General features: G+C 67.6%; 13 protein-coding genes and 1 riboswitch. Of the genes, 5 read left to right on the top strand and 8 right to left on the bottom strand.

Features of this window, described 5'->3' with window-relative positions:
* Positions 1 to 3 precede the first annotated feature (3 nt).
* Genes cobN through A9O65_RS16285 form a run of 4 tightly spaced genes read right to left on the bottom strand, consistent with a single transcriptional unit; the run spans position 4 to position 8,130 of the window.
* Positions 4 to 3,891: a cobaltochelatase subunit CobN gene (gene cobN, locus A9O65_RS16300; protein WP_064702704.1), complete on the bottom strand. Its 3,888-nt coding sequence runs from the start codon at positions 3,889 to 3,891 to the stop codon at positions 4 to 6.
* Positions 3,891 to 5,003 (bottom strand): cobalamin biosynthesis protein CobW, encoded by a 1,113-nt coding sequence (gene cobW, locus A9O65_RS16295; protein WP_064702703.1) that lies wholly within the window; start codon positions 5,001 to 5,003, stop codon positions 3,891 to 3,893. The genes cobN and cobW overlap by 1 nt, the downstream gene beginning before the upstream one ends.
* A complete protein-coding gene (locus A9O65_RS16290; RefSeq protein WP_064702702.1) occupies positions 5,000 to 6,385 on the bottom strand; it encodes a cobyrinic acid a,c-diamide synthase CobB in 1,386 nt (461 codons plus the stop codon). The genes cobW and A9O65_RS16290 overlap by 4 nt, the downstream gene beginning before the upstream one ends.
* The gene (locus A9O65_RS16285; protein ID WP_064702701.1) at positions 6,382 to 8,130 is read right to left on the bottom strand and encodes an AAA family ATPase; all 1,749 of its coding nucleotides are present in this window, start codon (positions 8,128 to 8,130) and stop codon (positions 6,382 to 6,384) included. Before A9O65_RS16285 ends, A9O65_RS16290 begins: the two co-directional genes overlap by 4 nt.
* Before the next feature lie 120 nt (positions 8,131 to 8,250).
* A riboswitch (cobalamin riboswitch) is annotated at positions 8,251 to 8,461 on the bottom strand.
* Between the two features lie 220 nt (positions 8,462 to 8,681).
* Between A9O65_RS16285 and A9O65_RS16280 the strand changes: the two genes are divergently transcribed.
* The 5 genes from A9O65_RS16280 to A9O65_RS16260 are packed head-to-tail and all read left to right on the top strand — an operon-like array spanning position 8,682 to position 12,108.
* Entirely contained in the window at positions 8,682 to 9,698 is a 1,017-nt protein-coding gene (locus tag A9O65_RS16280; protein WP_064702700.1) for an ABC transporter substrate-binding protein, read from the top strand.
* A gap of 17 nt (positions 9,699 to 9,715) precedes the next feature.
* Positions 9,716 to 10,777 carry a FecCD family ABC transporter permease gene (locus tag A9O65_RS16275; protein WP_064702699.1) on the top strand — a complete coding sequence of 354 codons (1,062 nt, stop codon included), beginning with the start codon at positions 9,716 to 9,718 and terminating at the stop codon, positions 10,775 to 10,777.
* Positions 10,774 to 11,538: an ABC transporter ATP-binding protein gene (locus A9O65_RS16270; protein WP_064702698.1), complete on the top strand. Its 765-nt coding sequence runs from the start codon at positions 10,774 to 10,776 to the stop codon at positions 11,536 to 11,538. The genes A9O65_RS16275 and A9O65_RS16270 overlap by 4 nt, the downstream gene beginning before the upstream one ends.
* Before the next feature lie 30 nt (positions 11,539 to 11,568).
* The gene (locus A9O65_RS16265) at positions 11,569 to 11,931 is read left to right on the top strand and encodes a hypothetical protein (RefSeq protein ID WP_064702697.1); all 363 of its coding nucleotides are present in this window, start codon (positions 11,569 to 11,571) and stop codon (positions 11,929 to 11,931) included.
* Positions 11,932 to 12,108: a DUF1289 domain-containing protein gene (locus tag A9O65_RS16260; protein ID WP_064700721.1), complete on the top strand. Its 177-nt coding sequence runs from the start codon at positions 11,932 to 11,934 to the stop codon at positions 12,106 to 12,108.
* 1 nt (position 12,109) lies between these two features.
* Here A9O65_RS16260 and A9O65_RS16255 read toward each other — a convergent pair whose 3' ends face one another.
* The 4 genes from A9O65_RS16255 to A9O65_RS16240 all read right to left on the bottom strand — a co-directional run bounded on the left by A9O65_RS16255 (position 12,110) and on the right by A9O65_RS16240 (position 16,633).
* Positions 12,110 to 12,877, bottom strand: a complete 768-nt coding sequence (locus A9O65_RS16255; protein ID WP_064702696.1) for an ABC transporter ATP-binding protein — start codon at positions 12,875 to 12,877, stop codon at positions 12,110 to 12,112.
* Positions 12,877 to 13,875, bottom strand: a complete 999-nt coding sequence (locus A9O65_RS16250; protein ID WP_175473464.1) for a FecCD family ABC transporter permease — start codon at positions 13,873 to 13,875, stop codon at positions 12,877 to 12,879. The genes A9O65_RS16255 and A9O65_RS16250 overlap by 1 nt, the downstream gene beginning before the upstream one ends.
* Complete coding sequence (locus A9O65_RS16245) at positions 13,862 to 14,716, bottom strand: cobalamin-binding protein (RefSeq protein ID WP_064700782.1); 855 nt, start codon at positions 14,714 to 14,716, stop codon at positions 13,862 to 13,864. Before A9O65_RS16245 ends, A9O65_RS16250 begins: the two co-directional genes overlap by 14 nt.
* Positions 14,717 to 14,803: 87 nt before the next feature.
* The gene (locus A9O65_RS16240; protein WP_064702695.1) at positions 14,804 to 16,633 is read right to left on the bottom strand and encodes a TonB-dependent receptor domain-containing protein; all 1,830 of its coding nucleotides are present in this window, start codon (positions 16,631 to 16,633) and stop codon (positions 14,804 to 14,806) included.
* Positions 16,634 to 16,703 lie beyond the last annotated feature (70 nt).

Here is a 16,703-nt window from a genome sequence, read left to right as displayed (position 1 = left end):
GGCCTACCCGCCATGGGGCACTGCCTCCCGACGCTCGTCGAACTCGAGCAGCAGGTCCCGCAGGGCCTCGCCCCGCTCACCGGCGTCTTGCCACAGGCCGCGCTGGACCGCTTCCACCAGTCGCTCCGTCATTTCTTCCAGCGCCGCACCATTGTGCTCACGCAGGAAGCGCTGGTTGGTCTCGTCCAGCACCAGGGCATCGGTCACCTGGGCGTACTGATAGTCAGCCACCAGGTCGGTCGTGGCGTCGTAGGCAACCAGGTAATCCACCGTGGCGGCCATCTCGAAGGCCCCCTTGTAGCCATGCTCGCGCATGGCTTCGAGCCACTTGGGGTTGAGCACCCGGGAACGCATCACGCGCGCCAGTTCCTCCTTCAGAGTGCGGATTCTCGGCCGAGCCGGGTTGGCGTGGTCGCCATGATAGATGGCCGGCGCCTGGCCGCCGAGGGCACGGCTGGCATTGGCCATGCCGCCCTGGAAGGCGTAGTAGCCGTGGGAGTCGAGGATGTCGTGCTCGCGGTTGTCCTGGTTGTGCATCACCGCCTGCAGGCCTTCGAGCTGTCGTTCAAAGGCCTCCCGGGCAACGGTGCCGGATTCCGGGAACTGGCCGTAGGCGTAGGCGCCGGCAGCGAGATAGGCGTCAGCCAGCTCATCGGCATTCTCCCAGGTACGGGCATCGATCCGCCGATCCAGGCCGGTGCCGTACTCGCCGGGCCGACTGCCGAACACGCGATAACCGGCTTCACGCTCGGCGGCCTCGGATGCGATGCCGCGGGCCTCTAGCTCACGACGGCGCGCCTCGACCGCCGCACGGATGGTGTTGGCGTCACCCGGCTCCTCGTAGGCCGCCACGGCGCGCACAGCGGCATCGAACAGGCGGATGACGTGGGGAAAGGCGTCACGGAAGAAGCCGGACACCCGCAGGGTGACATCCACCCGAGGCCGTCCCAGCAGCATGCCGGGGATCACCTCCACGTCGACCACTCGCTGCGAACCCAGCGACCAGATCGGCCGCACCCCCATCAGGGCAAGGGCCTGAGCGATATCGTCGCCGCCGGTACGCATGGTGGCGGTGCCCCAGATGGACAGCCCCAGCCGACGCGGATAATCGCCGTGATCCTGCAGGTAACGCTCGACGAAGGCCTGGGCCGAGGCCTCGCCCAGCGACCAGGCAGCGGGCGATGGCACGGAACGGTTATCGACGCCGAAGAAGTTGCGCCCCGTGGGCAAGACATCGAGCCGGCCTCGGCTGGGGGCACCGCTCGGCCCGGGCGGCACACAGCGTCCGTCGAGCCCATCGAGCAGCGCACCGATCTCCCGTTCGGCGCCATGGCGCATGGCGGCCCAGAGTCCGTCGCGGGCGTAGCGACACAGCGCCGCCGTCGCCGGATACTCCCTGGCCAGCTCGTCCAGGCGACCCGGCTCGAGCACGTACTCGGCCACCAGCCGCTCGGCGAGCCATTCGAGGCGCTCGCGGGTGTCGGCGGCGCTGCGCCAGGGAGCCTCACTGCCATCGGCCAGCACCCGTGGCTTGGGTCCTTGCCAGGGCTCGGCGCCGGCCGCCAGGGGATCGAAGCGAGTACCGGCCTGATCCGGTTCGCGCAGCCCCAGATCGTCGGCCAAGGCATGCAGCAGTCCTCGCCGCTGAGGTTCCTCGCCCCGCGGCAGCCGCAGAATGGCGACCAGGGTCGCCGCCCGCTTGTCCGCCGGTGGCAAGGTTCCCAGCACGTGCAGGCCGTGGCGGATCTGCGACTCCTTGATATCGCACAGGTAGGTGTCGAGCTCGTTGAGCAGCCGCTCATCGTCACCCTCGCTTCCTTCACCGACGGCGCCTGCCGCCTGGCCCAGTTCCCGGTCGATGCCGGTGCGCCTGAGGTGCTCGAGGATCCGCTCGCGCAACAGCGCCTCGCGTTTCGGGTCCATGCCCAGCGCCTGGTAATACTCGTCGGTCAGCGTCTCCAGCTCGGCCATGTCACCGTAGAGCTCGGCCCTGGCCAGCGGGGGCATCAGGTGGTCGATGATCACTGCCTGGCTGCGGCGCTTGGCCTGAGCCCCCTCGCCGGGATCGTTGACGATGAACGGATAGAAGTGCGGCAGCGCCCCCAGGACAATGTCCGGCCAGCACTCGGCGGACAGCGCGGTGCTCTTGCCAGGCAGCCACTCCAGGTTGCCGTGCTTGCCGACGTGGACCACCGCGTCCACCCGGTAGTGGTCGCGCAGCCACAGATAGAACGCCAGGTAGCTGTGGGGCGGCACCAGCTCGGTGTCGTGGTAGCTCCTGGTCGGATCGGCGTCCGGGCCGTCATCGATATCCCGTGCCGGCTGGATGCCGACGAAGGTCTCGCCGAGACGGATGCCGGCAATCAACAGCCGGCCCTGGCGATGCTTCGGATCGTCCTCGGGTGCTCCCCAGCGCTGCCAGACTGCCTCCTGGAGGTGGGTCGGAAGGGTGCGAAACCAGGCCAGGTAGTCGTCGATGCCGAGGCTCTGCCAGCTCCCCCGCCAGGCCAGCGATTGCGGATCATTGGTCACGCTGTCCTGCAGCCGGCGGACCAATGCCCCACCGTCCTCGGGCAGCTCCGCCACCGGGTAGCCTGCGTCCGCCAACGCCCGCAGCAGCTTGACTGTGGAGGCCGGGGTATCCAGGCCGACACCGTTGCCGATGCGGCCGTCGCGGTTGGGATAGTTGGCCAGCACCAGCGCCAGGCGCTTCACGGCATTCGGGGTGGTGCGCAGACGACAGAAACGCCACGCCAGTTCGGCGACGAAGGCCGCGCGCTCGGGTTGCAACCGATGGCGGGTCACCGACAGCTGGCAGCGCTCGTCGTAGTGAGCCTCAGCCTTGAAGCCCACCGTGCGGGTGATGAGACGCCCATCCATCTCCGGCAGTGCGACCTGCATGGCCAGGTCGCGACTGTGCAGGCCGGCGGCCTTGTCGCGCCAGTCTTCCTCGGTACTGCTGGCGAGAATCGCCTGCAGGACCACCGGCCGGCCGACGAACGGCCCCTCGTCGAACTCACCGCCCGAGGCATCCGCGTCATCCGGCTCGCGGTTGACGGAAAAGCCGGTGGTGTTGACCACCAGGGCCGCACCGGTCCGCTCGATGAGATGATTGACGAAGGCCACGCAGGCGTCGTCCTTGAGCGAGGCCACCGCTACCGCCAGAGGCTCGAGCCCGCGGCCTCGCAGTATCTCGATCAGGCCATCGATCACCGCGGTATTGGCACCCTGCAGATGGCTGCGATAGAACAGCAGCAGGCACACCGGCCGCCCGGAGTCGCGCCGTGACTGCCACTCGCCGAGCGTCGCATCCTGCCGTCTCGTTGCACGGGGATCGTAGAGCAGCGCCGAGGGAATCGCCCTGGGCTCGCGCCAGGCCAGATCCCGGCCTAGGCACTCGGCAGCGACAAAGCGCAGCAGTTGCTCGGCGTTGTCGGCACCACCTTCGCGGAGATAGCGCCACACCCGATGAGCCGCGGCAACGGGCACGCTGGAGGCGTCCAGCAGGGCCTCATCGGGCTCGTCGCTGCCTGGCACCAGAATCAGTTGCCGATCGGCATCCGCCGCCGCCCAGGCCTGCAGGCGATCGACGCCATAGCGCCAGTAGGCGCTGCCGCCGAGCAGCGAGACGATCACCAGGCGGGTACGCTCCAGCACGCGGTCCTCGTAGAGATCGAAGGCAGCGGGCTTGACCAGATTCATCCAGTTGGCAAGCCGCACCGATGGCACCGTGTCGCCGCCTGTCGAGACCAGGCGTTCGACCGCCTGGGCCAGGGCCGACAGGCTGCTGTCGGCGGCCGAGAGGATCACGACCTCGGCGGGGCTCTGTTGCAGGTCGACGATCCCCTCGTCGTCGACAAAGCCCCCGGGCTTGGCGGCGAACAGGTGCATCAGGCGGGTGTCGCAGTCTCGGCAGTCGTCAGGGTCGCGTGCAGCGCCTCACGATCCAGCGAGCGGCCGATGATGACCAGTTCGGTATGGCGCGGCTCGTCCTGCGCCCAGAGCCGATCATAGTAACCGTCCAGGCGCTCACCGACGGCCTGGATCACCCGGCGCATGGGCTTGCCGGGAATCGCCGCGAATCCCTTGGCGCGATAGATCTCGTGGGCCTTCAAGAGCTCGGCGAGGCGTGCTTCCAGCGCCTCGGCATCGACCTCGTCCAGGCGGATCACGACACCATCGAAGTGGTCGTGGGCATGGTCATGGTGGGCCCCCTCGGCATGATGGCGGTCGTGATGGTTGTCGATGCGGTCGATGCCCTCTTCGCTGGCCGCGCCGATGCCCATCAGCGCCTCCAGGCGAGCGGGATCGTCGGCCAGGCTCGGATCGATGAAGAGCGTCTTCACGGACTCGGGGACCTTGTCGGCGACCAGTGCCTCGACCCGCTGCCTCTCGTCCGCCGAGAGCAGGTCACTCTTGCTGACCAGCACCAGATCGGCGGCGCTCAACTGGTCGTCGAGCAGCTCGCGCAGGCTGGGGTCGTGATCCAGGCTATCGTCGGCGCGGCGCTGAGCCTCCACCTGGTCGACGTCGCTGGCATAGCGGCCTGCCGCCACGGCAGGGCCGTCGACCACGGTGATGATGGCGTCGACGGTGCAGTGCTGACGCACCTCCGGCCAGTTGAAGGCCTGGACCAGCGGCTTGGGCAGCGCCAGGCCGCTGGTCTCGATCAGGATATGGTCGATATCGTCGCGACGGGCCACCAGCTTCTTCATCACCGGCAGGAATTCCTCCTCCACGGTGCAGCAGATGCAGCCGTTGGCCAGCTCGAAGATCCCGCCGTCCTCGTCGAAGGCGCTCGCGCGCGCTTCCTCACTGCCCTCGTCACACCCCAGGGCACAGCCGCGCAGCAGGCTGGAGTCGATATCCTGCTCGCCGAACTCGTTGACGATGACGGCGATGCGCTTGCCGGTGATCTGGCGCAGGATGCCGGCCATCAGGGTCGTCTTGCCGCTGCCCAGAAAGCCGGTCACCACCGTGGCGGGAATCTTGTCGAGTTTCATGCTTGGCATTCCTTTATCGAATCGGCCTCGACCGCGTCCGCGCCGAACAGGCGAGCCACGGCGACGGGATTGTCGGGGAAGAACAGGTGCAGATAGGTCGCCGTCAGGCGTCGCGCCCGGTAAATCGCCTCGCCCGGCGCAGGATGGCGCTGGCGCCGACCGAAGCCGATGGGCTCGGGCGTGCCACTGGCCTGGGAGCGGTGATGAGCGTGGCCGCGCACCGGGCCTTCGGGCAACTCGGCAGTCTGCATGCCCTGGCAGCCGCGTCGCCCGCGCATCGCACCCGCCCCGGGCAGCAGGCCCAGCATGGCGTGGATCTCGCCCTGCTGATCGGTCAGGGTGTCGAGGGCATAGAGCAGCCCTCCGCATTCGGCCAGGATCGGCAGGTCTGCGGCGAAGGCGCGACGAATGTCGTCATGCAGGTCGGCATTGGCCGCCAACCGCGCGCCATGCAACTCGGGATAGCCCCCCGGCAACCAGAGGGCATCGCAGGCCGGCAGAGCGGGATCCTCAAGCGGCGAGAAGAAGCGCAGGCTCGCGCCCATGCGCTCGAGCAGATCCAGATTGGCCTGGTAGAGAAAGCTGAAGGCCGCATCCCGCGCCACGCCGATGGTGCGACCAGCCAGCCACCGAGGGGGTGCCGCTGCCTCGGCTGGCGCCGCGGTGAAGGTCACCGGCGCCATGCCCAGCAGGGCCTCGGCCAGCCCTTCACCCGCGAGCGCCTCGGCGCCGGCCTCGAAGCGTGCTTCCAGGTCATCGCGGATCTCCTCGGCCTGAACCAGCCCCAGGTGGCGCTCGGGCAGGGCCAGGGAGGCATCGCGGGGCATCGCGGCCAGCAGCGGCACGCTTTCCGGCAACGCCGCCTCGATCAGTTCGCGATGGCGCGCCGAGCCACAGGCGTTGGCGATCAGGCCGGCAATGCAGATATCGTCGCGAAAGCCCACCAGGCCACTCACCAGCGCCGCCGCGGTCTGGGCCATGCCCTTGACGTCCATGACGATGACCATCGGCAGGCCGAACAGCGCCGCCAGGTCGGCACTGGAGGGCTCGCCATCGAACAGCCCCATGGCGCCCTCCACCAGGATGAGATCGGCCTCTTGCGCGGCCTCGAACAGGCGCCGGCGGCAATAGGTCTCGCCGGCCATCCACAGGTCGAGCGGGTCGACCGATCGGCCCGAGGCCTGGGCCAGCACCCGAGGATCCAGATAATCCGGGCCGGTCTTGAAGACCCTCACCACCTTGCTCCGACGACGCAGCATCCGCGCCAGGGCGGCGGTCACCGTGGTCTTGCCCTGGCCCGAGGCCGGCGCTGCGATGAAGACCGCGGGACAGCTGGCGCTCGTCTCGCGGTGACTTTCTCGACGATCCCGGAAGTCACTCATGGCGCCTCCAGGCCAGTCAGCGGTCGATAAGCCGCACCCAGCTGACGGGCGAGATCGCGGCCTCGACCGCGCTTCACGGCAGCGCTCTCGGTATCCACGACCACACAGTCGCCGAGCGACGGCAGACCGGCCAGCGGTTGGCGGGTACGGCCGTCAGTGATCAGGTAGGTGCACACCTGCAGCCCAGCATCCTGGCGTCGCCATTGGCGGATCAGCCGTGCCGCCCGCTGCACGGCCTCGCGAAGCGGCGTGCCGCCACCGCCGGGCGTGGCGTCGAGCCGTTCGAGCAGAGTCCGGGGCGCACGTCGTCGTGGCTGGATGGTGGCGACGCCATCATTGCCGAAGCCCAGCACCGCGATCTGCTCGCGGGCGGCATAGGCCTGACGCGACAGGCGGTCGACCAGTCCCTTGGCCTGTCCCAGCAGGCGCCGGCCGAGAGTGGATGCGGACGTATCCAGCAGGATGAGGTGAAGCATTGGCTGCCCGGTACGCGCCCGGCGATAGCGCAGGTGCCGCCAGGGCCATTGCCCGCGGTTCTCGACCAGGGTGGCGAACCAGTCCGGACGTGCCTCATCACGCACATCGCGACGGTCGTGGCGCGAGCGCCATTGGCCTACCTGGCGGCCGGAACGTCGACTCGACGACGCAAATGCGCGGCAGGCCGCCCCGGCCCTCGGGGACGCAACGGCGCTCTCCAGCAGCGCTGGCTGAGACGCCTCGACGCTCGGCTGCATCACCGGCGGCATGGCGCCCCACTGCCCCTGGGGAGCCGGATCGGACGCCTGATCACGGGATGAGGAACCGGCGCCCGGCGTATTTCCGCCCGAGCCATTGCCGGACGGCGGCGTACCGCCCTGCTCGGGCGGTGTCTCGGGTGCGGTAGTGCGGCGGTGGGCCAGCACCCAGGGTTCGACGGCGTCCAGATCCGCCTGGCGGACCGCCGCCGCGCCGTGCCAGGCGGCATGGGCCCGAGCGGCGCGATGCCAGGTGACATCGGCACGCAGTCCCTCGACGCCAGCGGCCTGGCTACGGGTGGCGATATGCTCGTAGACCCAAGGCTCGGCCACGATCCCGGCCAGCCGCTCGCGAGCCTCGGCCAACCGGCGGGTGAGTGCCTCCTGCGCGTGTCGGTGGGCATCGACGAAGGCCTGCGGATCGTGATCGAAGGCCTCTCGCTGGCGCATGATGGCGACCCGCTCGTCCACGTCGGGTGTGGCCACCTGCTCGACGCAGAGGCCGAAGCGGTCGAGCAACTGGGGGCGCAGCTCGCCCTCGTCGGGGTTCATGGTGCCGATCAGGCCGAAACGCGCGGGATGGGAATGGCTGATGCCATCGCGCTCGACGACGTTCACGCCACTGGCCGCCACATCGAGCAGCAGATCGACCAGCGAGTCAGGCAGCAGGTTGACCTCGTCGACGTACAACAGGCCACCGTGGGCCCGGGCCAGCAGCCCTTCCTGGAAGCTCGCCTCGCGTTCGGCCAGCACCCGCTGCAGGTCCAGGCTTCCGGTCAGGCGCTCCTCGCTGGCCCCCAGTGGCAGGGTGACCAGCGGTGGACGACGACCTTCGGCATCGTCCGGCAGGATCGCCGCCAGCGCCCGGGCCAGGGTCGACTTGGCGCTGCCCTTGGGGCCGCTGATCAGCACGCCGCCGATGCGGGGGTCGACGACGTTGAGCAGCAACGCGGTCTTCAAGGCCCGCTGGCCGACGACAGCAACGAAGGGAAACTCGGGCACGCCGCTCATGACGCCGCCGATCGAGAACGGACGGACGCAAGGTGCACAGCACGGCGGAGTCTCCGCCGGGAGGGGAAATCGAAAATCGCAGGCATGTTGATCCTCTCGGTGCCCACCGCACCGCTACGGGATGACACGACACGACAGGCCGGTCTCCGGGCTCGAAGGGACATGCGCCAGGGCGCCATGTCATGACCTGCACCTTCCCGGCGAACGCCAGTGGTCTTCGCAGATCGCGCTTCATTACCGTTGCGGGGGCAGCGATGGAATCGGCTCAGGCCTCACCATACTTCCCGATTATCCCCTGACCATCAGGGGCACCTGTCATCGAACGGGTATCCTAAAGGACCGGCAGCACACCGCGCAATCGGCGTGACACGCCGTGGCTCTCGCTTGCCAGCCGAAATAGTTATGTTATAACATAACTAAACAATACTGCTCCGACACCGCCATGTCCGCGCGGAGGAAATCGAGAATCGGGAGTGGAAAACGCATCGAAACTCATGGCAACCTCCAGGCGTCGTTTGGCCCTATCACCTATCCTACCTGGACACCACCGCATGGATATCGCTCGCACGGCTCTGGCAATACTCTCGTTGATTCCGGCCACATCGGCCCTGGCCAACGCTACCGAATATCCGCTGTCGATGATGAATTGCGGTCGGGAAATCCATGTTTCTTCGGCACCGGAACGCACGGTGACCATCGGTCAATCAGCTACCGAAATCCTCTACGCTCTCGGAGTGGAAGACCGGGTCGTCGGTACCTCAGTGTGGTTCAATCCTGTATTGCCGAAATTCCGCGATATCAACGCGAATATCGAGCGAATCGCCGACAATGATCCGAGCTTCGAGGCCGTGGTGAACAAGAAGCCAGAACTCGTCGCCGCCCAGTACGAATGGCACGTCGGTCCCACCGGTAGCGTGGCGACTCGCGACCAGTTTCATGACCTGGGTATCGCCACCTACATCATGCCGGCCGACTGCGATACCAAGAACAATGCCACCGGTGGCGATGGCACACGCACTGCGGCCTTTTCCACCGATTCGATCTACAAGGGTATCCATGAGCTAGCCACAATTTTCGATGTACAACAGGCCGGAAAGGCTCTGGTGGATGACCTGGAATCTCGCGAAAAGAAAGCCATTTCCACGGCCAGAAGCCTGAATCTTCCGGACGATGTTTCAGCAGTCTTCTGGTTTTCTTCCCCCGATGGATCCTCGGATCCCTATGTTGCCGGACGTCTTGGGGCACCAGGCTACATGATGGACAAGCTCGGCATTCGCAACGTGATTCAGTCCGATGAGGAATGGCCGACCGTCGGCTGGGAATCGATCGCCCAGGCCGATCCCGACATCATCGTGGTGGCGCGCATGGATCGTCGTCGCTACGCAGCGGACAGCCTCGAGGCCAAGCTCGACTTCCTGCACAACGACCCTGTGGCCAGTCAGATGTCGGCCGTGCAGCACGACCGCATCATCGAGATGGATGCCCATGCAATGAGTGCCACGATGCGCACTATCTTCGGCCTCGAGACGCTGGCCGATGCCCTGTCGTCCCTGTCCTTCGCGCAATGACGAGAGCACTGCTCGCCATGACGCTGGCCGTGGCTGCTCCGACTCGCTCGGCGTGGCACTGGACCTGGCTGACGCCGATCATGCTGCTTCTCGCCGTGATGGCAGGGACCATGATCGGTGAGACACCGATCCCGGCCGATACCATTCTCAAGGTACTGGCCAATCGACTGTGGGGAACGGAATTTCCAGTGGACCGGATCGATGCCGGCATCATCTGGAGCTACCGGCTCAGCCGGGCCATCCTGGCGGCCTGCTGCGGCGCCGGGCTGGCCCTGGCCGGGGTCGTGCTCCAGGCTTTGCTGCGCAACCCGCTGGCCGACCCCTTTCTGATGGGGATCTCCGCTGGCGCCTCGACGGGGGCCGTGACGGTCGCCATCATCGGCCTCGGCGCCGGCACCCTGAGCCTCTCGCTCGGTGCCTTCGCCGGGGCAGGCCTAGCCTTCACCCTGGTCGTGGCACTCGCCCATGCCGCCGGCAGCGGCACCGGAGGCGGCCGCGCGACCCAGGCCGCGGGGGCCATCATCCTTGCCGGTATTGCCGGCTCGCAGCTCTTCAATGCCCTGACCGCGCTCATCATCGCCAAGTCGGCGAGCGCCGAACAGGCGCGCGGCATCATGTTCTGGCTGATGGGCAACCTGTCCGGCGTGCGCTGGGACGACGTCGCCCTGGGGCTGCCTGCCGCCCTCGCCGGCCTGGCGATCTGCCTGTGGTACCGGCGCGCCCTGGATGCCTTCACCTTCGGCGCCGACAGCGCCGCCTCCCTGGGCATTCCGGTGCGTCGCGTACGGGGTGCGCTGATCACCGCCATGGCGCTGGTCACCGCCGTCATGGTCTCCATGGTCGGCACCATCGGTTTCGTGGGGCTGGTGATTCCCCACGCCATGCGCTTCATCGTCGGCAGCCGTCACACTCGCCTGGTGCCAGCCTCGGCACTGGCCGGCGCTATCTTCCTGATCGGCGCGGACATCCTGTCACGCACCCTGGTGCCGGGCCAGGTGCTGCCGATCGGGGTGGTCACCGCCTTGATCGGCGCGCCGGCCTTCGCTTTGATCCTGATACGCGGCGCGAGGTCACGATGAGACTGCGTGCCGAACACATCGAATGGCGGGTCCATGGGCACCGGCTACTCGATGACGTCAGCCTCACGGTGGAACCGGGCGAGACCTTCGGCCTGGTCGGCCCCAACGGTTCGGGCAAGACCACCCTGCTGCGCGTCCTGGCCGGACTGCGCCGACCGAAGGTCGGCCGCGTGTTGGCGAACGAACGGCCGATGCGCGCCATGCGGCGCCACGAGGTCGCCCGCACCATCGCCTTCGTCGAACAGCAAGCGGATACCCTCGACCGTCTCGAGGCCCGGCAGGCAGTGGCACTAGGACGCACGCCCTTCCTGTCTCCGCTGCGCCCCTGGTCCGCGCAGGATGATGCCATCGTCGACCGGGCCCTGGCGGACGTCGGCATGCAGGCGATGGCGGATCGCCTCTGGCACACGCTGTCCGGCGGCGAGCGACAGCGCGTGCACATTGCCCGGGCCCTGGCCCAGCAACCGAGCGCCCTGCTGCTCGACGAGCCGACCAATCACCTGGACATCCGCCACCAGCTGTCGATCCTGACGCTGGTCAAGCAACTGCCGGTGACGGTGATCATCGCCCTGCACGACCTCGACCAGGCCATGGACTGCGACCGCATCGGCGTGATGGACGGTGGACGCCTGGTCGCGACCGGCCCGCCCCGGGACGTACTGACCCTCGAGCGGCTGCGGCGCACCTTCGGCGTGCACGCCACCCTGCTCGACGACCCCGACGAGGATCGTCCCATCCTGCGCTTTCGCCATGCGCTGTAACGCTCAGCCACACGACCGGAGAGGTACGCCATGCTCGACAAGAAAGCCCGCGCCCGGATGGAGCGCCGACTGACCCGGGCCCTGACCGAAGCCTGCGAGACGGCCAAGCCGATGCTGCCCGGCTTCTGTTGGCTGACCCATCTGGTGGACTACCGCCACTTCCCCGAGAGCCTGAGGGTGGTCTGGGTATTCGAGACCCAGGACGACCTGGCCCGAGCCCTCAAGGGGGAGGGTCGCCAGCGCATGCGTGAACTCACCGAGGCCGCCTTCTTCGAAGTGGGGCTCAAGGTCGACAGCATCGACGCCCACCTGGACGCCGACAGCGAAGAAGAGTGTCGCCGCGTGCACGGTAGCGACTGGGAACGTCGTCTTTCGCTGCTGGAGCGGCATTGAATGGCCAAGCGTATCGACAGTCCCTGTGTCTCAATCTGCCGGCTGAAGGGTGGACTCTGCGTGGGCTGCGGCCGCACCACCGAGGAGATCACCCGCTGGCCGTCGATGAAACGCCCGGAGCGCATGAAGACTCACCAGCGCGCGGCGCAGCGGCTGAAGAAGCTGAAAAAGGACTGAGTCAGCGGGTCGGGATGAAGACCGGCGCCCCGTCGGCTTCGACACACATCAGTTTCTGGCCATAGAGCCGTTCAAGGGCCTCGACCTCCAGCATGTCGGGTGCCGGCCCCCAGCAGGCTTCGCCATCGGAATAGAGCAACAACAGGTGACTGCACCAGCGGGCCGCCAGGTTGAGGTCATGCAGACACATCACCACACCGCATCCCGCTCGGGCCTGCGCCTCGAGCAGCGTCATGGTGGCCATCTGGTGGTGAAGATCGAGATGGTTGGTCGGCTCGTCGACGAGCCACCAGAGCGGTGACTGGGCCAGCACCGTGGCCAGGCTGACCCGTTGCCGTTCGCCCCCGGAAAGCGTCGATACCAGGCGTGGCGCCAGATGCTCGAGATCGAGACGCCGAAGTGCCTCACGGGCATGCGCGATATCCGTTTCGCCTTCCCGCTGCCAGGGCGACAGATAGGGATGACGGCCGATCAGCGCGGTTTCCATCACGGTGGCGGGAAACTCGTCGTGGCGCTCCTGAAACACCACGCCCAGCCGCTGCGCCACCTCCCGGCGGCGCCAGCGTGGCAGGTCGCGCCCCTCGAGCCGTACCAGACCGGCGCGCGGGGCCCGCAGGCCGGCCAGGGTATGCAGCAAGGTGGTCTTGCCGGCGCCGTTGGGCCCCAGCACGCCCCAGCACTCTCCCGGCGCCATGCACAGGTCGAGCGCTCGGCCCGGCGGGCGCCCGGGTACGTCGACGATCAAGCCGCGCGTCTCGAGGCTCGCCATCAGCGACTCCGATAGAGCAGATAAAGAAAACTCGGCACACCCAGCAGCGCGGTGATCACCCCCACCGGCAATTGCTGCGGGGCGATCAAGGTGCGCGCCAGGGTATCGGCGAGTGTCAGCAGGGTTCCGCCGGCCAGCAGGCTGGCCGGCAGAATCAGACGCTGGTCGTTGCCCAGACGCAGGCGCAGCATGTGCGGCACCATCAACCCCACGAAACCGATGCTGCCGGCGGTAGTCACCGCCACGGCAGTGAGCAGGCTGGCCACCAGATACAGGGTCCACTCCACGGGACGCACCGCCACGCCGAGGGCGGCGGCCTGCATGCCGCCCCGGGCCAGCACGTTGAGGGTACGCCCCAGCGGCACCATCACCACCAGGGCGAGCGCGGCCAGGGCCAGCACCAGCCAGGGCGACCCCGCATAGGCCAGATCCCCCATCAGCCAGTAGAGCATGCCGGGAAGCCGTTCGGCCGGGCTCACCGCCAGCAAAAAACTGATCAGCGCACCCCAGCCGGCGGCCATCACCACCCCGGTGAGCAGCATGCGAGTCGGCGTCCAACTACCCGTGCCATGCGCCAGACCGAAGACGATCAGCATCGAGGCCAGGGCGCCGCCGAAGGCCGCCCCCGCGACCAATGACGCGCCCAGGCCGGCCAGCATGGCCAGCAACGCGCAGACCGAGGCGCCGCCGGAAAGCCCCAGCACATAAGGGTCGGCCAGCGGATTGCGCAACAGCACCTGCATCAAGGCGCCGGCCAGCGCCAGCAGGGCGCCGGTACCGAAGGCCGCCAGCGCACGAGGTAGGCGAAGATCGAGTACCAGGGTACGGTGCAACGGCTCGCCGCCGCCGCCAAGCACGGCGAGCAGCGCATCCGGCGACAGTGCAACGCTACCCAGCGCCAGCGCCAGCGCCTGGGACAGAAGTGCCGCCAAGGCCAGCCATGTCAGCGGTCCGGCAAGTGACGAGCCTCCTCGGCGACGTGCCTCAGCGTCGCTCACGCGCCACCTCCAGGTGATGGCAGATCTGGCGAGTTCCCTCCAGCAGCCGGGGAGTGGCGCGCTGCACCAGATCCGGGTCGACGAAGAAGAGGTTGTCGCGCTGCACGGCCGTCATGTCCGGATAGTCGTGCCAGGCGTCGAGCCAAGAGGCATCGGACTTGCCCATGCCGCCGGTGATGATCGCTTCCGGGTCCCGAGCCAGTACCGCCTCGACGGCGATGCGCGGCACCAGCGACGACTGCCGGGCGAAAAGATTGACGCCACCGCACAGGGCCAGCGCCTGGCTGATCCAGTGCTCGCCATTGATCGTCATCAACGGCGACGCCCAGACCTGATAGAAGACCTTCACCGGTTCGGCCTCGGCGTGACGCGCCCGCAGGTCGGCGACCTCCTCACGCAACCGTTCGGCGACTCGCCGGCCTTGGGCCTCGCTGCCGGCGAGGACGGCCAGACGCTCCAGATTCGACGCTATAGAGGCAAAATCGTCGGCATCGGAGAAGAACACCGGCATGTCAAGCGCCGACAGGCGCTCGAGCTGCTGCTCGGGGTTGCCGCCTGACCAGGCCACCACCAGATTCGGCGACAGGGCCAGCAGTGCCTCGAGATCGAGGCGATCATAGCTACCCACCCGAGGCAGGTCGGCGGCCTCGGGTGGATAGTCGCTGAAGCTGACCGCACCCACCACGCTCCCGCCGGCGCCGGCGGCGTAGAGCAGCTCGGTGACACCTGGCGAGAGCGCCACGATGCGCTCGGCCGGCGCATCCAGGCAGACCTCGCGCCCCCGGTCGTCGGTAACACAGGGAGCCGCCTGCGCGGAGCCGGCCAGCGCCAGCAGCCCCATGCCATACAGCAGGTATTTCAAGCGCACCACGTCTCCTCGAACATGCGGATCATGCCCGGCGGCAAGCCTCCGCTGAGCGTTGTATTCTTATTGCGCGCCGAAGCTCACGCTCAGGAAGGCAGCGCGGCCGGCGTCGATGTAATCGCGGCCCTGATAATCCCGGGCAGTGGCGTACTCGCGATCAAAGACGTTCTCCAGCGTCAGGCGCGCCGACCAATGCGGCGCGAAACGCCATCCGGCCCGCAGGTTGACGATGCCATAACCCGACAGCCGTTGGTCGTTGTCGGCGTCGCCGTAGCGATGGTTCTGAGCGATGATCGACCCACCGAAGGTCCAGTCGCCCAGTTCACGGTCGGCATCGAAACGCAGGCTCCGCGTGGCCCGATGCGCCAGCCGGTTACCGGTCTCCTGGTCTTCGGGGTCGGTATAGGTCAGGGCGGCACGCAGGCTCCAGTCCAGCACTTCCGCGCCGGTGGAGAGCTCCACGCCGCGAATGCGGGCTTCATCGACATTGTAGGGCGTGCTGACGCCATCGAAGGCGACATTGGCGATCATGTCCTCGACATCGGTCTGATAGAGCGCCAGGTCCCAGAAGCCGCGTTCGAACTGACCGCGCATCCCAAGCTCGACACTCGCGGAGCGTTCCGGATCGAGATCGGCATTGCCGTAACCGGGATAATAGAGTTCGTTGAAGGTCGGCGCGCGGAAGGCCGTGCCGTAACTGGCGCGCAGGGTGTGGTGGTCATCCAGCGCATAGCCAAGCGCCAGATTGCCGGTGACCTCCTCATCGAAGGCATCGTTGTCATCGTAGCGCAGCCCAGCCTGGACCGAGATCGGCGAGAAATCGAGCAGCGCCTGGGTGAAGACCGCAACGTTGTCGCGGCTATCTTCCTCGTAGTCGGTGGTGCCCGAGACCTCGTCGCGACTGGCTTCGGCACCGGCGATCCACTCATGCGGCCCCACAGCCACGGTGTTTTCCCAGCGAGCGGTGCGCGTGCGGGTATCGATCACCGAATCGCCGAAGTCATCGTGATTGTCGCTTTCGTCACGCGACTCGCTCAGCGTCAGTCGGCTGCGCCAGGCCTCGGTGACGGGCAGTTCACCGTAGACGCCGGCCACTTGCTGGACATAGTCGGTGTCGCCGCCGACAAACTCGGTATTGCCCCGAGCGCGCAGGGCCAGCAGGCCGACCTCGGCGCCGCTGTGGAAAGTGTGCGACAACCGGGCGAAACCGGTGGTGTTGTCGTAGCCCTTGTCGCCCTCGCCTTCGACGACCTCGGCGCCTTCGGTGCCGAAATGGCTGGCCGAGACGGCATAGCGAGTGCCGTCGTCACCACCGGTCACGCTCGCGGTGACACGACGACTGTCATGCGAGCCGCCTCCCAGGGTAACGCTGGGCTCGGGATCACCAAGCTCGCCCTGCGGCGTGAAAAGCTGCACGACGCCGCCCACGGCATCGGCGCCATAGAGGCTGCCGCGCGGGCCGCGCACGACCTCGACGCGCTCGAACATGCGTGGATCGAGGAACTGCCAGGCCGGGCTGCCCAGGGTGGCGGAACGCAGCCGGATGCCATCGATCAGCAGTGGCGTGGACTCGCTGCCGGTGCCGCGCAGGTAGACGCTGGTGGTCTTGCCGAAAGCGCCGTTGGAGGAAACGTCGACGCCGGGCTGGGCGCGCAACACATCGGTGATATCGGTGGGATCCTGGCGGCGCAGCGACGCCTCGTCGATCACCGAGACCGAGGACAGCGACTGACTGGCCGTACGTGGCGCCAGGGTAGCCGACACCACCAGCGGATCGAGCCGTTGCTCGACATCGGTCTCGGTATCGGCCGCGCTCGGGGCGGCATGAAGGAGTGGCGACGCCCCCAGGCAAAGGGAGGCCAGGCCCCAACGGAAAGAGAGAGAAGTTGTCATGATATTCGTCCCGGAGCCGCACACCCCCGTGCGGCAGTGAACCCTTGGAAGGCCGGACGCGGGGCGAGGA

This window comes from Halomonas caseinilytica (genome assembly GCF_001662305.1).
Taxonomy (GTDB): Bacteria; Pseudomonadota; Gammaproteobacteria; order Pseudomonadales; family Halomonadaceae; genus Halomonas; species Halomonas caseinilytica.
This window is presented reverse-complemented; position numbering and strand designations above follow the sequence as displayed.